The sequence below is a fragment of the Amycolatopsis sp. cmx-4-54 genome (assembly GCF_046548895.1).
In the GTDB taxonomy this organism is placed as follows: Bacteria; Actinomycetota; Actinomycetes; order Mycobacteriales; family Pseudonocardiaceae; genus Amycolatopsis.
The window spans coordinates 301,214-319,583 of sequence record NZ_JAEBEJ010000003.1; the positions used below are offsets into that span (position 1 = coordinate 301,214).

Annotated in this window: 16 protein-coding genes and 1 pseudogene; 12 read left to right on the top strand and 5 right to left on the bottom strand. The window is 69.6% G+C overall.

What is annotated here, in order from left to right:
• Nucleotides 1–385: 385 nt before the first annotated feature.
• The 7 genes from ACLJQ7_RS11670 (at nucleotide 386) to ACLJQ7_RS11700 (ending at nucleotide 7,607) form a co-directional block, all read left to right on the top strand.
• A complete protein-coding gene (locus ACLJQ7_RS11670) occupies nucleotides 386–3,505 on the top strand; it encodes a nitrate- and nitrite sensing domain-containing protein (protein WP_410648569.1) in 3,120 nt (1,039 codons plus the stop codon).
• A 20-nt stretch (nucleotides 3,506–3,525) separates the two neighbouring features.
• Nucleotides 3,526–3,984 (top strand): roadblock/LC7 domain-containing protein, encoded by a 459-nt coding sequence (locus ACLJQ7_RS11675; RefSeq protein ID WP_085939650.1) that lies wholly within the window; start codon nucleotides 3,526–3,528, stop codon nucleotides 3,982–3,984.
• Between the two features lie 25 nt (nucleotides 3,985–4,009).
• The gene (locus tag ACLJQ7_RS11680; protein ID WP_410648203.1) at nucleotides 4,010–4,780 is read left to right on the top strand and encodes a DUF742 domain-containing protein; all 771 of its coding nucleotides are present in this window, start codon (nucleotides 4,010–4,012) and stop codon (nucleotides 4,778–4,780) included.
• Complete coding sequence (locus tag ACLJQ7_RS11685) at nucleotides 4,761–5,369, top strand: GTP-binding protein (RefSeq protein WP_007033392.1); 609 nt, start codon at nucleotides 4,761–4,763, stop codon at nucleotides 5,367–5,369. The genes ACLJQ7_RS11680 and ACLJQ7_RS11685 overlap by 20 nt, the downstream gene beginning before the upstream one ends.
• A 430-nt stretch (nucleotides 5,370–5,799) precedes the next feature.
• On the top strand, nucleotides 5,800–6,219 hold the full coding sequence (locus tag ACLJQ7_RS11690) for a roadblock/LC7 domain-containing protein (protein WP_038507851.1): 420 nt from the start codon (nucleotides 5,800–5,802) through the stop codon (nucleotides 6,217–6,219).
• A gap of 3 nt (nucleotides 6,220–6,222) precedes the next feature.
• Nucleotides 6,223–6,798: a DUF742 domain-containing protein gene (locus ACLJQ7_RS11695; protein WP_410648204.1), complete on the top strand. Its 576-nt coding sequence runs from the start codon at nucleotides 6,223–6,225 to the stop codon at nucleotides 6,796–6,798.
• Nucleotides 6,799–7,274: 476 nt separating this feature from the next.
• Nucleotides 7,275–7,607, top strand: a complete 333-nt coding sequence (locus ACLJQ7_RS11700; protein WP_410648205.1) for a hypothetical protein — start codon at nucleotides 7,275–7,277, stop codon at nucleotides 7,605–7,607.
• Nucleotides 7,608–7,621: 14 nt separating this feature from the next.
• On the opposite strand, the gene ACLJQ7_RS11705 is transcribed toward ACLJQ7_RS11700, so the two are convergent.
• Nucleotides 7,622–9,865, bottom strand: a complete 2,244-nt coding sequence (locus ACLJQ7_RS11705) for a helicase-associated domain-containing protein (protein ID WP_410648206.1) — start codon at nucleotides 9,863–9,865, stop codon at nucleotides 7,622–7,624.
• Between the two features lie 92 nt (nucleotides 9,866–9,957).
• Between ACLJQ7_RS11705 and ACLJQ7_RS11710 the strand changes: the two genes are divergently transcribed.
• From ACLJQ7_RS11710 to ACLJQ7_RS11730, 5 genes and pseudogenes are all read left to right on the top strand, one after another.
• Nucleotides 9,958–10,140, top strand: coding sequence for a hypothetical protein (locus ACLJQ7_RS11710; protein WP_007033389.1), 183 nt, complete (start codon nucleotides 9,958–9,960; stop codon nucleotides 10,138–10,140).
• Between the two features lie 101 nt (nucleotides 10,141–10,241).
• Nucleotides 10,242–11,645 carry an NAD-dependent malic enzyme gene (locus ACLJQ7_RS11715; protein WP_410648207.1) on the top strand — a complete coding sequence of 468 codons (1,404 nt, stop codon included), beginning with the start codon at nucleotides 10,242–10,244 and terminating at the stop codon, nucleotides 11,643–11,645.
• 147 nt (nucleotides 11,646–11,792) lie between these two features.
• Nucleotides 11,793–13,340 (top strand): alpha/beta hydrolase, encoded by a 1,548-nt coding sequence (locus ACLJQ7_RS11720; RefSeq protein WP_410648208.1) that lies wholly within the window; start codon nucleotides 11,793–11,795, stop codon nucleotides 13,338–13,340.
• Nucleotides 13,341–13,356: 16 nt separating this feature from the next.
• Complete coding sequence (gene moaC / locus ACLJQ7_RS11725; RefSeq protein ID WP_410648209.1) at nucleotides 13,357–13,827, top strand: cyclic pyranopterin monophosphate synthase MoaC; 471 nt, start codon at nucleotides 13,357–13,359, stop codon at nucleotides 13,825–13,827.
• Nucleotides 13,824–14,740, top strand: a pseudogene (locus tag ACLJQ7_RS11730) (molybdenum cofactor biosynthesis protein MoaE). Before moaC ends, ACLJQ7_RS11730 begins: the two are co-directional and overlap by 4 nt.
• A gap of 150 nt (nucleotides 14,741–14,890) precedes the next feature.
• Here the strand turns inward: ACLJQ7_RS11730 and ACLJQ7_RS11735 are convergent.
• From ACLJQ7_RS11735 to moaA, 4 genes are all read right to left on the bottom strand, one after another.
• Nucleotides 14,891–15,538, bottom strand: coding sequence for a transglycosylase family protein (locus ACLJQ7_RS11735; protein ID WP_410648210.1), 648 nt, complete (start codon nucleotides 15,536–15,538; stop codon nucleotides 14,891–14,893).
• Between the two features lie 457 nt (nucleotides 15,539–15,995).
• Nucleotides 15,996–16,886, bottom strand: a complete 891-nt coding sequence (locus tag ACLJQ7_RS11740; RefSeq protein ID WP_410648211.1) for a phosphatidylinositol-specific phospholipase C/glycerophosphodiester phosphodiesterase family protein — start codon at nucleotides 16,884–16,886, stop codon at nucleotides 15,996–15,998.
• Nucleotides 16,887–16,976: 90 nt separating this feature from the next.
• Nucleotides 16,977–17,231, bottom strand: coding sequence for a MoaD/ThiS family protein (locus tag ACLJQ7_RS11745; RefSeq protein WP_410648212.1), 255 nt, complete (start codon nucleotides 17,229–17,231; stop codon nucleotides 16,977–16,979).
• Nucleotide 17,232: 1 nt separating this feature from the next.
• Entirely contained in the window at nucleotides 17,233–18,297 is a 1,065-nt protein-coding gene (gene moaA / locus ACLJQ7_RS11750; protein ID WP_410648213.1) for a GTP 3',8-cyclase MoaA, read from the bottom strand.
• Between the last annotated feature and the right edge of the window lie 73 nt (nucleotides 18,298–18,370).

The following is an 18,370-nucleotide window of genomic DNA, read 5'->3' on the forward strand; positions in this document are numbered from 1 at the left end:
ACCGAAGGGTTACATCTGGGCCGCCCGTTCGCTACCCTCATGCACCGGTAGTGAGGTGTGGACCACTGATGTAGTGAAAGAGAGTGCCTTGGATGGCCGAACGCTCTGGACCTTTCCCGAGGTGCAAGGCACTCTGTGTCAAACACGGTGAACACGTCCGTGCTTCACTGGTGCGCGCCCGCGCACTGGCGGGTTAGGCCGAACAGACCAATGGCACCGAGCAGGGTTTCGGTCAAGTGCACTTGAGAGATCACGTCGAAGAAGACTTCCTCATTCGGATGAGTGGATACTCACGCCGTGCGCATCCCACCCGGATGACGGGAGCGTGCGGGTAGTGGTCTCCGACAACCGACCCAGACAGCAGTACGGCCAGCTCGAGAACGGCATGTCCAAAATGGGCTTTCCCGGCCCGAATGAAGATGATGGTGGTGCGGCGGTGCCGAACGAAGACACCGCGGGGGTGGGAGGGGCCCCTGCGCGGGATACCGGAGACGGTCCTGGCGGGAAGGCCGGGTCGTTCCTGGGCCTGCGTAACTGGCGTCTGCGATCGAAGCTCGCGGCCGTTCTGATCATCCCGACGCTGACCGCGCTCGCGCTCGGCACGCTGCGCGTGATCGACGACAGCAGCGAGGCGGCGAGGTTCCAGGACACCGCCGATCAGGTCGCCTTCGCCGACAAGATCACGCTCGTGGTGCACGAGCTGCAGAGCGAACGCGCGCTCGCCGTCGCCAAGATCGCCTCCGACGACCCGTCGCGCCAAGCCGGTCTCGACGCGCAGATCGCCAAGGTCGATCGCGCCGTCGACGACCTGCGTGCTTCGGCGAACCAGATCAACCCGGACGATCAGGACACGAGGGACCGCTACTCGCGTGGTCTGCAGCGGCTCGACGCCCTGCGCCCGCTGCGCGGCGCGATGAACACCTCGCTGCTCGGCGACACCCCGGTTCTCATCGCGTACTCCAACATCCTCGACTCGCTGGTCCAGCTCGGCCGCGAGGTGACCACCGCGGTGACCGACCGCGACGTGCTCCGACTCGGCGTCACCGTGCAGGCCATCAGTGAGAGCAAGGAGTACATCGCCCGCGGTGACGCGGCGCTGCTGATCGCCTCCTTCCGCTCCGGGTTCCCCGGCGACCTGTTCGACCAGGCCCGCTCGGCGGTCGCGAGTGGCGACGCCTCGACGGCGGCCTTCGTCGCCAACGCCAGCCCCGAACAGCGGCAGCTCTACTCGGACACCTTCTCCGGCCCCGAGGTCGACGACCGCCGCCGGATCACCACGATGGCGTTCTCGCTGCACCAGCAGAACGAACCGCCGTCGATCGACAACGTCGCGCTCGGCAACGACAGCCGGGTCGCGCTGGACAAGCTGCGCGCGGTCGAGACCAATCTCCTCGGCCAGCTGCGGGCGCAGGCCGACGGCCTGGCCACCGACGCGATCAACTCGGCCTGGATCGGCGGCGCGATCGTGCTGCTGGCCCTGCTCGCGGCGCTGTTCCTGATGCTCGTCATCGCCCGCCTGATGCTGCGCCCGCTGCGGGTGCTGCGGAAGACGGCGCTCGACGTCGCGTACACACGACTGCCGGAAACCGTGCAAGCGATCCTGGACGACCCGGACCCGGTCAACGCCTCGAAGCGGTCGGTCGAGCCGGTGCCCGTCACTTCGCGTGACGAGATCGGTGAAGTGGCGCGGTCGTTCGACGTCGTCCACGAACAGGCCGTCAAGATGGCCGCCGAGCAGGCCCTCCTGCGCGAGAACGTCAACGGCATCTTCGTGAACCTGTCCCGCCGGTCGCAGCGGCTGGTGGAACGCCAGCTGGGCGTCATCGACCGGCTCGAAGCCGACGAGCAGGACCCGGACCATTTGGCCAGCCTGTTCGAGCTCGACCACCTCGCCACGCGGCTGCGCCGCAACGGTGAAAGCCTCCTGGTGCTCTCGGGCGCCGGTCTCGCGAAGTCGGTGCCCAAGCCGGTGCCCGCCGCCGACGTCATCGGCGCCGCGGTCTCGGAGATCGAGCAGTACGCCCGGATCGAGATCGGGATCGTCCCCGAGGTCGCCGTCCAGGGCCTGACGATCCACGACCTCGTGCACGTGCTCGCGGAACTGCTGGACAACGCCACCTACTTCTCCGAGCCGGAGACGAAGGTGACCGTCCGCGCGGTGATCACCCGCAAGAAGGCGCTCGCCATCCAGGTCACCGACCACGGTGTCGGCATGACCGAGGAGCGGCTCGCCGAGGTCAACCAGCGGCTCGCCGACCCGCCGGACCTGGACGTCTCGGTGACCCGGCGGATGGGCCTGTACGTGGTCGCGCGCCTGGCGCGCCGCCACGGCATCGAGGTCCGGCTGCGGGAGAACGAGGACATCGAGGGCGGCGTGATCGCGCGGGTCGTCGTGCCCGCCGAGCTGCTCACACAGATACGGCCCGGCGTGCGGAACACCCCGCCGCCGGCGAACCGCTCGGAAACGTCGATGCCCTCGATGCCGTCGGTGTCCGAGATGTCGACCTCGCTGCCGAACATCCCCGCTTCCGACCGCGGCCTGGAGATGACGCCACCGCCGCCGTCGAAGCCCCCGGCTTCGCAGCCGGTCGCGCAGCAGGGCGGGCTCGTCCCGCTCGACCAGCCGATCAGCCTCGACGATCTGGTCGCGGGCAAGAACGCGGCCGGGCCGTTCCTCAGCCCCGCGAAGCCCGCCGAGGAGTCCCCGGCATGGCCGACGGCCGAAGACATCTCGCCGCCGAACGGCGACGGTGCCTCCAGCGGCACCGAGACGCAGTTCGCGTCGCTGGTCCTGCCGAAGCGGGAGCCGAAGTACACCCCGGTCGAGCCGAGGCACACGCCCGAGGACGCCGAGGGCTCATCGGACGCAGGCAAGTCGGCGCTCGACGACGACGTGCCCACCCGGCGGCTGCCGATCTACCAGTCGGTGCTCTCGCGCTGGTTCAGCGAAGGTGACGAGGCCGGGGGCGACACCCCGACCACGTACACCGAGCCGGTCGAGTCCGAACTGCCCGTGCGGATCCCCAACGGTGGAGCCGAAGCGGAGGAGCCCGCTGCCGGGGACGCCGGAGACACTCCCGAAGAGGCCTTGCCCACTCGGACCCCGCGGAGTGTTCCGCCGGAGACCACGCTCCAGGACAATGGCTGGCGCAGCGCGTCGGACGACGGCTGGCAGGCGGCGCAGGTCCTGTACGAAGACCGGAACGACGAGATCACCCCGGCGGGCCTGCCCAAACGGGTGCCGAACCAGTACCTCGTCCCCGGCTCGATCGGCGGGAACGAGCCGAAGAAGGAAGACTCGTTCGCCGACAAGACCTCCGGAATGCCGGGAACGGGTGCGATCGCCCGCTCGGCGACGGCGGCACGGAGTCGGATGGCAAGCTTCCAACAGGGCTACAAGTCGGGACGGCACGCGTTGAAGGAACGTCCGCTCGATGCGCTGGATGACAACGGCGTTCCGGTGACCGGCAGGGATACCTCTGCCGATGACAGCAGTAAGGAGTGACAGTGACACGGGCGGGTGCGATGCAGCCGGGTGGTCCGGCGCAGCCTGGCGGCCAGGCGCAGGGTAAAGGACACACGAGCAGCTTTGCCTGGCTGATCACGGATTTCGTGCACCGGGTCCCGGGCGCGGCGCATGCCGTGGTGGTATCGGCGGACGGTTTGCTGCTGGCCTCGTCGAAGGGACTTCCCAAGGACAGGGCCGATCAGCTGGCCGCCGTCGCGTCGGGGCTCACGAGCCTCGCCCGCGGTGCGGCGAAGGTGTTCGAAGGTGGCACGGTCGCCCAGACGGTGGTCGAGATGGCCAACGGCTTCCTCTTCCTGATGTCGGTGTCCGACGGGTCCTGCCTGGCGGTCCTCGGCTCGCCGGAGAGCGACATCGGCCTGGTCGTCTACGAGATGACCCTGCTGGTGGAACGGGTGGGGCAACAGCTGACACCGGAGATGCGCGCGCAGCTGCAGGGCGCGTCGGTCCGCCGCTGAGCGACCGGGAACCGAGGAGAATGCCGTGGACGACGGGCGCTTGAGGGGCGATGGCCGGCTCGGTGACGACTTCTCCGGCGGGTGGTCGGAACGTGACGACGGCCGGGAGGACTGGACGTCCTTCCGGGACCGGGTCGACCGCGAATGGCGATCGCGACGGGCACAGGGGTCGGACGACGACCCCGTGTCCCCGGGCGAGGCCTCCCGCTGGCTGACCGATTCGAACGCGGGTCAGGGACCCGCCGATTTCAGCGTTTCGGACTACCGGGAACGCCTCCTCGGCGGCCCCGGGGCGGAACTGTTCGGTGGTGGCAGCGGTCCGCTGTACGACTCCGGCGAGTTCGCCAAGTTCTCCTTCGACAAGGAGGAGGAACGCCGGGCGGCGGCGGCCGCCGCGGCACTGCCGCAGCAGGCGCAGAACGAGTACGTCGACGAGCAGTACACGACCGACGTCGAATCCTCCGGCCTGGTCCGGCCGTACTTCCGCACGCGGGGACGGACCAAGCCGACGTACGACCTTGCCATCGAGGCGCTGATCTCGACCAGCGAACAGGGACGTGTGCTCGACCGGGTACGCGTCCCCGAACACCGGTCGATCTGCGACCTTTGCCTGGACACCCGGTCCGTCGCCGAAGTCGCGGCGCTGCTGCGCCTGCCGCTCGGCGTGGTCCGGGTGCTGATCGGAGACGTGGCCGGCCTCGGTCTGGTCCTGGTGCACACCGCCAGCCAGAACGTGGGTGACCGGCCGAGTATCGAGTTCATGGAGAGGGTGCTCAGTGGGCTTCGGAGAATTTGACTCCGACGCGAATGCGCCGCAGGTGACCGGACCGACTTCGTCGGCCAAGATCGTGGTCGCTGGCGGATTCGGCTCGGGGAAGACCACGCTGGTCGGAGCGGTTTCGGAGATCGATCCGCTGACCACCGAGGCCATGATGACCGAGGCCAGTACCGGCGTCGACGACAATTCGGCCACCCCGAACAAGTCGACGACGACCGTTGCCATGGACTTCGGCCGGATTTCGCTGGACTCGGATCTGGTGCTGTACGTGTTCGGTACGCCGGGCCAGCACCGGTTCTGGTTCATGTGGGACGACCTCGCGGTCGGCGCCATCGGTGCCGTCGTACTGGTCGACACGCGGCGGCTCGCCGACGCGTTCCCGTCGATCGACTTCTTCGAGAACCGGAAGCTGCCGTACGTCGTGGCGATCAACTGCTTCGACCGGCTGCTGCACCACCAGATCGAGGACGTCCGGCACGCGCTGACGATCTCCCCGTCCGTGCCGATCATGGCCTGTGACGCTCGGGAACGTGAGTCCGCCAAGCAGGTGTTGATCTCGGTCGTGCAGCACGCCATCGCACACGATTCGGCGTTGCGCGCGGGGTAGAAAACACGCGAAAGCCCGGAGCGGATGCGGCCGTTGGAGTGAACTCGGCAGGCTTCACCCGCTTCGGGGAGTGGCGTCACCGGCCGGACCGGACGCGGGGCGACCCCTTTCACGCGATCCGGCGTCGACGTCACCCAATCGGGTGGCGGTGACGCCGATGACCTGCGCGGACACCGGTTCACGCCCGGTCGCACCCGGCCACCACGGGGTGACCCACGAATGCGTGGTTCGCGATGGGTCGACGCGGTGAGCGGCTGGACGTTTACGGTGGGTTAACGGCGATGGCCGGGTGGCGGGCTCGACACGATCGACGGGACGAATACGCTGGGTGGAGGCGTCTTTCGGCTCGCCGGTACCGGGATCGGTGCAGGTGGACGGGAGACGTCCGGACCACGCCGCCCAGGTGGTCTTGAGCAGCGAGGAGGGACTTGTGACGGCATCCGGGCAGCAAAGCTCGTTCGGCTGGCTCATCACGGATTTCGCGCGCCGGGTTCCCGGTGCCGCGCACGCCGTGCTGGTCTCGGCGGACGGTCTTCTCCTCGCGCCGTCGGAAGGGCTGCCGCAGGAGCGGGCCGAACAGCTGTCCGCGGTCGCCTCCGGGCTGATCAGCCTCACCGCCGGCGCGGCGCGCTGCTTCGACGCGGGCGGGGTCAACCAGACCGTCGTCGAGATGGAACGCGGCTACCTCTTCCTCATGTCGGTCGCCGACGGCTCGTCACTCGCCGTGCTGGCCGCGCCGACCTGTGACATCGGCACCGTGGCCTACGAGATGACCCTGCTCGTCGAGCGGGTCGGCCAGCAGATCACCCCCGAGCTGCGCGCGCAGCTCCAGGGCGGCGTACGTGGGTGACGGATGAAGATCACCGGATTCACCGAACCGGAACCCTCCGGCTGGGACTCCCTCTACCAGGGCACCGAACGCGAAGCCTTCGATTCGCCGAGCCGCTTCGAGCTGAGCTCGATCAGCACGGTCATGCCGCGGCGCCCGGCCGAGCCGCCTCCCGCGCCGGCGCCCTCGCCGATCCGCCAGTCGCCTCCGCGTCCCGCGCACGCTGACGTCGCCCCCGCCTCGGTCTACCTGCCGCCGGCTTCGGGCTCCCGGGTCCGGCCCTACACCCGCACCGGTGGACGCACCCGCACCGCGCACGACCTGGCGCTGGAGGCGCTGGTGTCGACCAGCGAGGACGGCCGCCGGTACCGCGGCGTGCGGACTCCCGAGCACCGCCAGATCTGCGATCTCTGCCTCGACACCCGGTCGATCGCGGAGATCGCCGCGCATCTGCAGCTGCCGCTTGGCGTGGTGAAGGTGCTCGTGGGCGACATGGCGGACGCCAGTCTGGTGCTGATCCACCAGACCGAGCTGATCCTCGGCGACTCCTCTTCGCGCGCTTTCATGGAACGGGTGCTTCAGGGCCTGCGCGCCCTCTGATCCGTCCCGCATTTCGTCCTCTGAATGCGTTCCGGTGGCTCTCGGCGCGCCCCTCAGGAAAGACCAGATCCGCCTCGGCCTCCTTGCGGCGCGGCAAAGGGCATGTCTCGTTGACTGCTTACGGTGAACATGGGTCGCTTTCGGTGATGAATCGCCCTTCGCCGTGGTTTCCTCTCGGTCGTCCGTGAACGGGATCTCAGCGTGACGCCGGTCTTCCTGATCTGCGTTAACCTGGGCAAGGAGTAGCCGGTGGGGTACTGGAGAAAGCATCCTAGGAAGGATCTGGAAGCTGTTCTCGAGCACTTCCATCGGGCAGGATGGAGGATCTTGGATCCACCGACCTACTACACCGTCCGGTGTCCGTGCGGGCAGCACCAACGTTGGATCCATTTGACGCCGAGCGGCGGCAACTACGGCAAGAACGCGGTGTCCTGGCTGCTTCGCCAACCTTGTTACGAGATCGAAGGGAGCTCCTGATGGGTGTGAGGGTCCACGCGCACTGGGTCTTCATCGCCGACGGCGACGGTGATCTCTTCGACTACTGCGACAAGGTGATGCGAGCGCTGCTCCGGCAAGAACGCTGCCTCGACGGGTTCGTCGACAGCGCGGTCTCGGCGGACGCGGCGCGTGCGGTGATGGAGATCGAGGCCGATATTTCCGGTGACGACCTTTCCCTAGCCATCGCCGAGGGACACGCCGCTGTCCGCGCCGCGCTGCATTCGGCCGGGATCGGCACACCGGACTGGCCGACCCACGGCGAGGCCATGTCGATGGTGCTCAAGGATCTTCGCACCGAACAGCTGGTCTAGCCGAACGCGCGGCGTCAGTCCTCCACCAAAGCGGCCGACGTGATCCGGTGCAGCGGGTAGCGCTCGTTGTCGGTCCCTTCGAGGACCCCGCCGCCGACCCGCAGCGGCCGCACCACCCGCTGGCTCGCCGTCCCGCGTGAGTCGACGAACCCGATCCACACCTCGCGGCGCTCGATGGTCGCCTGGGACAGCAGCGCCAGCGTCGCGGACGTGTCCCCGGAGCCGCCTCCCTGTGGCGCGCGCACCGTCTCGCCCCGGCGGCGCGCCGAAGCGGCGTCGCCGGCCCGGACGTGCGCGACGATCTTGCCGACCTGGTCGTCGGTCAGCCCGGCGGGCTCGCCAGGCGCACGACGCGCGGCACGTGCCTTCGCGGGAAGACGACGTCCAGACGGCCTGATGTCCATGACGCGCCCGTCGGGCCCTTCGGCGGCCGGGGCGAACCCGGCGGCGCGGAGCGCGTCGAGGACTTCGGCGAGGGGGTACGCGCTGATGAGCACCGTCGGCGCGATCATCCGCAAGCCGTACTCGGTCGCGACGGGGCTGCCCATGACCTCGGCGAGCAGCGACGCGTCGTCGCAGCGCAGGAAGGACTCGGCGGCCCCGCCGCGCAGCCGCCCGTGCCGCCGGGCGACGTCGTCGATCAGATAGGTGAGTCCTTGCGGCACCGGCGTCGCCGACCGCGTCGAGAACAGCTGGTGCAGCTCGCCCGCGGTCCGCCCGGTGTCGAGCGCGCGCCGCACGGACGTCTCGGTGATCCGGTAGACGGTCGCGTGTCCTGCCGATTCGATGTCGGCGACGGCGGTCATCTCCGCCGCGAGTTCGGCTTCCAGCGGCCCGGGCGCGACCACGGTCAGATCGGCCTGGACGAGGACGTGGTCCACCGGACGCGGCAGCGCGTCGATCATCGCCTCGACCGCCCCTGGGCGGTCTTCGGCCAGCAGCGCCCGCGTCGCCGTGGTGAGGCCGCCGAGCCCGATCGCGCCGAGCGCCGCCCCCTCGGCCATCGTCCAGCGCACGGTCTCGTCTCGCAGCCGTCCGCCCCGCCGCGGCGCGCGCCAGGCGAGCGCGGCGACCAGTTCGTCGGTGCTCTTCACTCCCGCGCCGTCGGGAAGCGCGGCCAAGGCCAGGAGGATCCGCCGCCGCGACGTGGGTGCCAGTGGACGGCGCAAATCCTCCGAAAGCGGCGCGATCGGCTTGTCCTTCGCGTCCCGCCCGCCGGCGAGACCGGGCAGCCGGGGCAGTTCGAGCCAGGCTTGGGCGATCGTCATCCAGCGTTGCGCGGTCGGCGACGCGAGCCACGAATCCGTGAGCGTCGTCGGCACCCATTCCGGTGTGGTCGCTTCGCTGTCGACCACCAGCCCGGCGCCGACCGCGATCTCCGCGAGCAGGGTCACCCGTGTTTCGTCGACGTCGAGATCCTTGGCGAGCTTCTTCAGTTCGCGGACCCCGAGCCCGCCGGACTTCAGCACCGGCGGCGGCGTCTCCGACCACGCGCGAAGCATATTTTCGGTCTGGCGCAAGAATTCCATCGCTTCACCCGCCGCCGTCGTGTCCACTGTGGACGACTGATGCGGATGGGTGGGGAGTTTCGGTTCGCGCAACGACGCCGGGTCGAACACCGACCCACCGCGCAACGCGATCCCGATCTCTCGCGGCAGCTCGACGGTCTGGTCGTCCCGGCGCAGCAGCAGGCCGCGCGCGAGCAGGCGCTGGACCGGGTTCTGCGCCCGCTCCAGCGGGACGTCGGCCGCCGCGTCCCGGGTCCGGCCGATCGGCGGCCCGGCCGCCAGCGTCGCCAGGACGGCGCGTTCGTCCTCGCCGACCTCCGCGAGCGCGGCGTCGACATCCGTTCCGGCGAGCGCGGGTGACGACGACCCGAGCCCGGCGGGGAAGGGGCCGAGCGCGTCGCGGGCCGACGGCGGGACGCGCAGCGCGTCGTCCTCACCCCAGACCAGGGCCCGCTTGCGCAACAGCGCCAGCGGCTCGCCGATCTTCTCGCCCACGAGCCGCGCGACCTCGGCCGCGGCGACCGGCTCGGTGTCCGCACCCGCCAGCAGCAGGGCGTCGAGGACGGCGAGTGTGAAGGTGTCGAGGTCTTCGCAGGCGCGCGCGACGGAGCCCGGCGTACCGGCCCGGGTGGCGAGCACGATGGTGTCGGACGGGGGCGGCGTGGACAGGTCGCGACGAGTGCGCAGCAGTGCCGCGAGAGCGTCGTCGGACTCCTGGCGCAGCCAGTCCGCCAGGGAGGGCGCGGGCATAGAGGACCAGGATACCGGGCGGGTGGTGGCCCGGCAGCCGCGTTCGGGCAGACTGTCCCGTGAAACAGCTTGACCATGCTCTGGAGGACGTTGTGGCGAAGGGCGATAACAAGAAGCGCGCGGGCATCGACCCCACGTGGCCCGGTGAAGACGGGGAGCACCCCGTCACCGAGCTCGCGTCCGATCGGCAGGGCGCGCTGTCCCCGTTCGGCGACGTGACCTTCCCGCTCGAGAGCGTGCCTTACGTGCACCCCGAGACCGAGATCAACCGGTAGGAAGCTACTGGCCGGTTACCCCCTGCGAGGGTTCGTGGCGGTCGTCACGGGAGTAGGTTTTCGATCGACCTATTCGAGCGTTCCTCAGCGGGGGTAGTGCCATGCCGGTTCCCGGTCCCGGATATTCGATCACCGTCCGGGTGGAGGCCCCCGCGTCGTCCACCGCGGCGGGTGATCTGACGACCGCCGTCGGCCGGGTCGGTGGCGTGCTGACCGCGTTCGACGTCGTCGAGTCGCACCCCGACTCGATCGTCGTCGACATCAGCGCCAACGCCCTGTCGGAGAACCACGCGCAGGACATCACGCAGACCCTGGACTCGATGCCGGGCGTCCGCGTGCGCAAGGTCTCCGACCGGACGTTCCTGATCCACCTCGGCGGCAAGATCGAGGTCACCCCCAAGGTCGCGCTCCGCAACCGTGACGACCTCTCCCGCGCGTACACGCCGGGTGTCGCCCGCGTCTGCCAGGCGATCGCGGCGAACCCCGAGGACGCGCGCCGCCTGACCATCAAGCGCAACACCGTCGCGGTGCTCACCGACGGCTCCGCGGTGCTCGGGCTGGGCAACATCGGCCCGGCCGCCGCGCTGCCGGTGATGGAGGGCAAGGCGGCGCTGTTCAAGAAGTTCGCCGACGTCGACGCGTGGCCGGTCTGCCTGGACACCCAGGACACCGAAGAGATCATCATGATCGCGAAGGCGCTCGCGCCGGTCTACGCGGGCATCAACCTCGAGGACATCGCCGCGCCGCGCTGCTTCGAGATCGAGAAGCGCCTGCGTGAGCAGCTCGACATCCCGGTGTTCCACGACGACCAGCACGGCACCGCGATCGTCGTGGTCGCCGCGCTGCGCAACGCCCTGCGCGTGGTCGGGAAGAACATCGAAGACTGCAAGATCGTCGTCAGCGGCGTCGGCGCGGCGGGTTCGGCGATCATCCGCCTGCTGCTGGGCAAGAACCCGGGCGACATCGTGGCCGCCGACATCGACGGCATCGTGCACTCCGAGCGCGGCAACCTCGACGACAACCTGACCTGGATCGCCGAGCACACGAACAAGGAGCAGCAGGCGGGCACGCTGCACGAGGCGCTCGTCGGCGCCGATGTGTTCATCGGGGTCTCCGCGCCGAACCTGTTCGGGGCCGAGCAGGTCGCGACCATGAAGTCCGACGCCGTCGTGTTCGCGCTGGCCAACCCGGACCCGGAGATCGACCCGCTGGAAGCGCAGAAGCACGCCGCCGTGGTCGCCACCGGCCGCAGCGACTTCCCGAACCAGATCAACAACGTGCTGGCGTTCCCCGGCGTCTTTCGCGGGCTGCTCGACGCGCAGGCGCACCACATCGACGACTCGATGCTCCTCGCGGCCGCCGACGCCATCGCCGACGTCGTGGACAACGGCAAGCTGAACGCTTCGTTCATCGTGCCGAGCGTGTTCGACAGCGCCGTCGCCCCGGCGGTCGCCGAGGCCGTCAAGAAGGCGGCGAAGGCGGGCAAGACCGCAGCTCAGGCGTAGGACGCGGTAGCAAAGGTCCCTTGCTCCATTCGGTGGGATCGTCATCACTGAGGCCGATCCCGGGGCCGACTTCAGGGTGACGACTTCGCCGATGCCCCGCTCATAGGCTCGACTCGACCAAGAAGTCGATCATGACGGGGGTTGGGGATGAATCGCTCTGTCCTGAGCAGGATCGGGACACTCACGGCCGCGGCGGTGACCGTGGCGGTACTCGTACCGGCCACGGCGTCCGCCGCGGTTTCGTCCGTGCGCTGGGGGCCGTGCCCGGAGGACGTGGCCGCGCCCGGCGTGCAGTGCGCCACCTTGAAGGTCCCGCTCGACTACCGGAATCCGGGCGGGAAGACCATCGACATCGCCGTTTCGAAGCTCGCGAGCACCAAGCCGGCGAAGCGGCGCGGGATCATGCTGACCAACCCGGGCGGCCCCGGCGGGCCGGGGCTGGCCATGCCCGCCGGGTTGCGCGCGGCGGGCATGCCGTCGAGCGTGCTCGACACGTACGACATCATCGGCTTCGATCCGCGCGGGATCGGGCACAGCACGCCGGTCACCTGCGACCTCAAGCCCGAACAGCAGGTGAGCAACGTCCCGCCGTACGCGCGTGACGCGGCTGCGGTGGCGGAGCGCGCGAAGTACGTGGAGGGCATCGCGAAGCAGTGCGGGGCCTCGAACACCGCCGCGAACCTGCCGTACATGACCACGGCCAACACCGCGCGCGACATGGACCGCATCCGGGAAGCCCTCGGCGAGGAGAAACTCTCGTACTACGGCGTTTCATACGGCAGCTACCTGGGCGCCGTGTATTCGACGCTGTTCCCGCGGCAGACCGATCGCGTCGTGATCGACAGCGTGACCGGGCCCGGCGGGCTCGATCCGGCCACTTCGCGTCGCCTGGCGGAGGGGTTCGAGGACCGTTTCCCGGACTTCGCGAAATGGGCGGCGGCGCGGCACGCGAGCTACGGGCTGGGCCGCACTCCGCAGCAGGTGACGGCGAAGTTCTACGACCTCGTCGCCAAACTCGACGGCGGCGCGGTCCCCGGTGTCGACGGCGCGGCGTTCCGCATGGGCACTTTCGGCGCGCTCTACGCGACCAGCTCCTTCCCGGTGCTGGCGCAGCAGTGGCAGGCGCTCGACACCGGAGGCACCGTGGAGCTGACCGCTCAGGCCCAGCAGATCGACCCGGCGCAGCTGCTGGCCGGGCAGTTGCACGTGGTCTGCAACGACGCGGACTGGCCCGAGGACGTCGCGACCTATCAGCGCAACGTCGCGAAGGACCGGGTGAAGTACCCGATGTTCGGCGCTGCCGGGGCCAACATCTGGGCCTGCGCGTACTGGCCGTCCGAGCCGATCGAGCCGCCGGTACGGATCGGTGATCGGGGACCGTCGAACATCCTGATGGTGCAGAACCTGCGTGACCCGGCGACGCCGCTGAGCGGAGCCAAGGAGATGCGCCGCGCGCTCGGTGACCGGGCGCGGATCGTGACCGTGGACGCGGGCGGGCACGGGGTCTGGCTGAGCGACGAGAACGCGTGCGGCAACAACGCCGTCAACCGGTTCCTCGTGGAAGGCAAGCGCCCCGCACGCGACACGGCCTGCGCCGCGGACAGGGGCGGGCTCTTCGCATCGATGACGCCGGAGCAGCGGCAGGAACGCGAGAAGGCGCTCGACGAGGTTCGCGCGAAGCAGCGGATGTTCTGAGGACTAACCTCTGGGCGTGAGTGAACTCAGCCACGTCGACCATACGGGTGCCGCCCGTATGGTCGACGTTTCCGGCAAGACGCCCACCGCCCGCATCGCGCTGGCGGGCGGCACCGTGCACACCACGGCCGAGGTGCTTGGCCTGCTGGCGACGGACGGGCTCCCCAAGGGCGACGCCCTGGCCACCGCCCGGATCGCGGGCATCATGGGCGCGAAGAAGGTGCCCGAGCTGATCCCGCTCTGCCACCAGATCGCGTTGTCCGGCGTGAAGGTCGAGTTCGTCCTCGACGAGACCGCCGTGCACATCACCGCGACCGCGAAGACGAACGACCGGACCGGCGTCGAGATGGAGGCGCTGACCGCCGTCGCCGTCGCCGGGCTGACCCTGCACGACATGATCAAGGCCGTCGATCCGGCGGCGACCCTCGACGACGTCCGCCTGATCCACAAGGACGGCGGCAAGACCGGGACCTGGGAGCGGCCGTGAACCGGGTCGCGAGGGTGATCGTGGCGTCGAACCGTGCCGCGAAGGGCGTCTACGAGGACACCACCGGCCCGGTCATCACGGACTGGCTGGCCGCACGGGGCTGGGACGTGCCGGGGCCCGTGGTCGTCGAGGACGGGGAACCCGTCGGCGAAGCCCTGCGGGACGCCGTCGCGGCCGGGGTCCAGGTGATCGTGACGACCGGCGGCACCGGGATCTCGCCGACGGACCGCACCCCGGACGTCACGCGCGCCGTCCTCGACTACGAACTCCCCGGCGTCGCGGACGCGATCCGCGCCGCCGGACTGCCCAAGGTGCCCACGGCCGTGCTCTCGCGCGGGGTCGCCGGCGTCGCAGGCCGGACCCTGATCGTGAACCTGCCCGGCTCGCGCGGCGGGGTGAAGGACGGCCTGGGCGTACTGGACGGGATCCTCGATCACGCCGTCGACCAGCTGGCGGGCGGCGACCACCCACGGGAGGCACAGCAGTGAGCGTTCGGGTCGCACGGATCGCGGTGGTCGACGAGCCGCTTTCGGTCGAGGAGCACGCCCGCCTGGTGGACGACGCGGCCGCGGGCGCCGTCGTCACCTTCGGCGGGGTCGTGCGGGACCACGACGGTGGCCGGTCGGTGGACCGGCTCGCCTACGAAGGACACCCCAGCGCCGCCGACGTCCTCACGGAGGTCGTCGCGGACCTCTCGGGGAAGTGGGAGGGCGTGCGGGCGGTCGCCGTCAGTCACCGGCTGGGCGCGCTGGCCATCGGTGACGTCGCGCTGGCGTGCGCCGTGGCGGCCGAGCACCGGGGCCAGGCCTTCGCCGCCTGCTCGGAGCTGGTCGACGAGGTCAAGGCGCGGCTGCCGGTGTGGAAGCACCAGCACTTCAGCGACGGCAGTGACGAATGGGTCAACTCGCCGTAGCGGACGGAAGGGGCGCTTTCGGCACGCACCGGGGCCCGGACACGACAAAGCCCCACCGCCGGGGGAATGGCGCGGTGGGGCCTTGTCTCAGCCGTGACGTGGCCGCGCGGGGAATCCCGCGGGCATCACGACTTACCGGTGCTCAAGAGCTCACTTGGTGGCGAGCTTCTGGCCGACGACGATGAAGTCGGCGTTGGGCACGTAATCCTTGTTCAGCTCCTGCAGCTTCTGGAAGCCGCCCTGGACGTCGAACTTGGAAGCGATCTTGGACAGCGTGTCGCCGGCCACGACGGTGTAGTCGCCCGCCGGGTTCGAGTTCGCGACGTTGGCGGCGGCCGGAGCCGGCGCCGGCGCCGGCGCCTGCTGCTTGGTGACCGGAGCGGTCGACTTCTTCGGGGTCACCTTCTTGGTGGCCTTCGGGGCGCTCGACTTGGCCTTGGCGGGGCTGGCGGAGCCGCCCTTCTTGCCACAGTTCGGCCACGCGCCGATGCCCTGGCCCTGGAGGACCCGCTCGGCGACGGCGATCTGCTGCTCACGCGACGCGTTGTGCGCGCTGCCGGTGCCGCCGTAGGCACGCCAGGTGCTCGGCGAGAACTGCAGGCCACCGTAGTAGCCGTTACCGGTGTTGGTGTTCCAGTTGCCGCTGCTCTCGCACTGCGCGATGGCGTCCCAGTTGGTCGCCGACGCGGGGGTCGCGGCGATTGCGAGGGGGGCGCCGACCGCGACACCCGCAATGGCGACGCGGGCGATGTGACGGGTGGCGGCGGACATCTTGCGGTGCTTGCCTCGGTAAGACATGTGAGTGAATCTCGCTCCCTGCGCCTACGAGCCTGTGCTGAGGGTAAAGACCCGTGGGTCCTGGCCGGCCGTCTCAGGCCGGCTGACTTCACCTGACGCACGACGCGTCGGCTCGGTCCCCTCGTCCCTGTCCGGAAATGCTTTCGCTCGGGGTTGGGTCCGGGAATCCGTTGGACAGGGCTCGGCGCTACGGGTTCCCGGTGTTGCGTGGTCGGTCGGGGCCAACCGAAAAGCGACGGTACGTAACGAACGGCCTGATCGGAAATTATTCGAGCTGTGACCTACATCACAGTAACAGCACGCAACCCCGGACGATTCGGCTGTTCATGCAGGTCAGCGGGCCGTTATCGGACCGTTTCCTGGCCGAGATAATTCACGGATCGTGAGGCTTGCATCACGTGGATTAAGGGATGACTGGACCATTCGTGCGCCTTCGGGCGCGAATGGGCCGGGCACTTTAGCGAGACCTCAAGAAGTCCGCCAGTCCTGGCAGGTCATCCGTATTCAGGTGGTCGACCCCGGCGGTGACCAGCTCTTTCCACAATGCGTCACGACCGGGCCCGGGGGTGTCCGGCGTGGCCCAGAAGCGCACGCGCTGACCCGCCGCGTGGGCCCGTTCGACCAGATCGTGCAGTTTCGCCCGCTCGCCCGCGGGGAAGGGGCCGTCACCGGTCCAGGTGAAAAGACCGCTCCAGGAGTCCGAGACGAGTGGCGTGACCCGGCGGTCGGAACCGATGCCGAGGTCGTTCTGGTCCCTGATGCGGCCGTCGTAGAAGGCCAGCCGGAATCGCTGTCCGAGCATCACGTCCTTGGGGCGCCCGCCGGAGATGACCGCGGTGACGGCCCGCTTCTTGACGTGTCCGAACGCGTACACAGAGAAGAGGAAGGAGTAGCGCGGGTCGTACAGGCGTTTCTCGAGTGCCGCGTAGGTGCTGTTCGCGTCCCCCTTGACGTCGATCAGCAGCTGGAACTCCGTCGATGCCTTCTCGGCGGGAAAGCGTGCCTCGAAGGGGGCCCGCTGCCGGTACACGCCGACACCGTGGTTGGCCAGGACGCGTTTGCGCAGCGGCTCCAGGTAGAGCGACTCCAGGGTGCGGTCCGGGCGGGTGTCCGCGAGGTCGTGCGCGACCAGGAGCTGCCCGTCCACCAGGAAGATGTCGGCCTCGACACTGGTGAAGCCCTGATCGAGCGCGTCGTGCAGCGGACGCGTGTGCTCGTAGTCGTTGTGACTGTGCGCCTGCGGCAGCGGCCGGACGCCGCGTTCGCGTGCGGACGCCGGAGCGGTCGCGAGGCTCGTGGCGGCGACCGCGGCGAGCAGTGCGGCGAGAAGACGGCGGGGAGTGATCACTGGCGCATCCTCGGCTGCTTCGGCGACCGGACGGTGAACTCGAGACGGCGAGCAAGGGACCTTTGCTGCCACTTTCGCCGTTCGCGCAGGTCAGCCGCCGGCGAACGGGGGCAGGACGTCCATTTCGGCCGCGTCGGTCAGCGGCCGCGTGAGATCCCGCACCGCGACGCCGTCCAGCAGATAGGAGACGGCGTCGAGCAGCTTCGCCAGCTTCTCCGGGTGGAGTTCGCGCAGACGGGCGACGGCGTCGGAGACGCGGGCGCCGTCCGGCAGGGTCACTTTCTCCTCGTCGAGGCCGGCGGCCGCGCGGGCCGACGCGAAGTACCGCACCACGATGGTCACCATGTCAGCCGCCGATCGCGCTCATCGGCCGGATCGGCTGCGCGAACCCGGCCTCGTTGATCTCGTGCCCGGCGAGCTTGCCCCACATGGTCGCCCGCCAGGCGTCCGCCACCTCTTCTTCGCGCGCGCCCGCGCGCACGAGGGCGCGTAGGTCGGTTTCGTCGTTGCTGAACAGGCACGAGCGCACCGCGCCGTCCGCGGTCAGCCGGGTGCGCTCGCAGGCGCCGCAGAAGGGGCGGGTCACCGACGCGATCACGCCGACGTCGCCCGGTCCGCCGTCGACCAGCCAGCGTTCGGCGGGCGCGCCGCCGCGCGCGGCGGGGAAGGGCGACAGCGTGAACTCCTCGCCGAGCATGCCGAGGATCTTCTCCGCGGTGATCATGTCGGCGCGGGTCCAGCCGTGCTGCGCGTCCAGCGGCATCTGCTCGATGAAGCGCAGGTGGTAGCCCTCGGCGAGGCAGAACTTCAGCAGCGGCACGGCCTGGTCCTCGTTCAGCCCGCGCATCAGCACCGCGTTGACCTTCACCGGGTCCAGCCCCGCCTCGCGTGCGGCGGCCATACCGGCGAGCACGTGCGAAAGCCGGTCGCGACGCGTGATCTTCTCGAACAGCGCGCGGTCGACGGTGTCCAGTGAGACGTTGATCCGGTCGAGCCCCGCGTCGGCGAGCGACTTCGCGCGTTTCGCGAGCCCGATCCCGTTGGTGGTCATGGAAAGCCGGGGCCGCGGTTCAAGTGCCGCGACCCGCTCGACGATCTTCTCCAGGCCCTGGCGCAGCAGCGGTTCGCCACCGGTGAGCCGGATGTCGGTGATCCCGAGCCGCTCGACGGCGATCCGCAGGAGGAGCACGAGCTCGTCGTCGGTCAGCACGTCCGCGCTCGGCATCCATTCGAGCCCTTCGGCGGGCATGCAATAGGTGCAGCGAAGGTTGCACTTGTCGGTGAGCGACACCCGCAGGTCGGTCGCCACGCGGCCGAAGGTGTCGATCAGGGCGGGGTTGTCCGGCCTGGGCACGTTGGTACGCCCTCGTGTGCCGGGGACACGGGGAAACCCGAGATCGACTGATGTCATTGACACCAGACTAACCCCGAAGTGAGCGAAAACCGACTGTCTACAATCCCTTTTCGCACAGAATCGGAAGGGT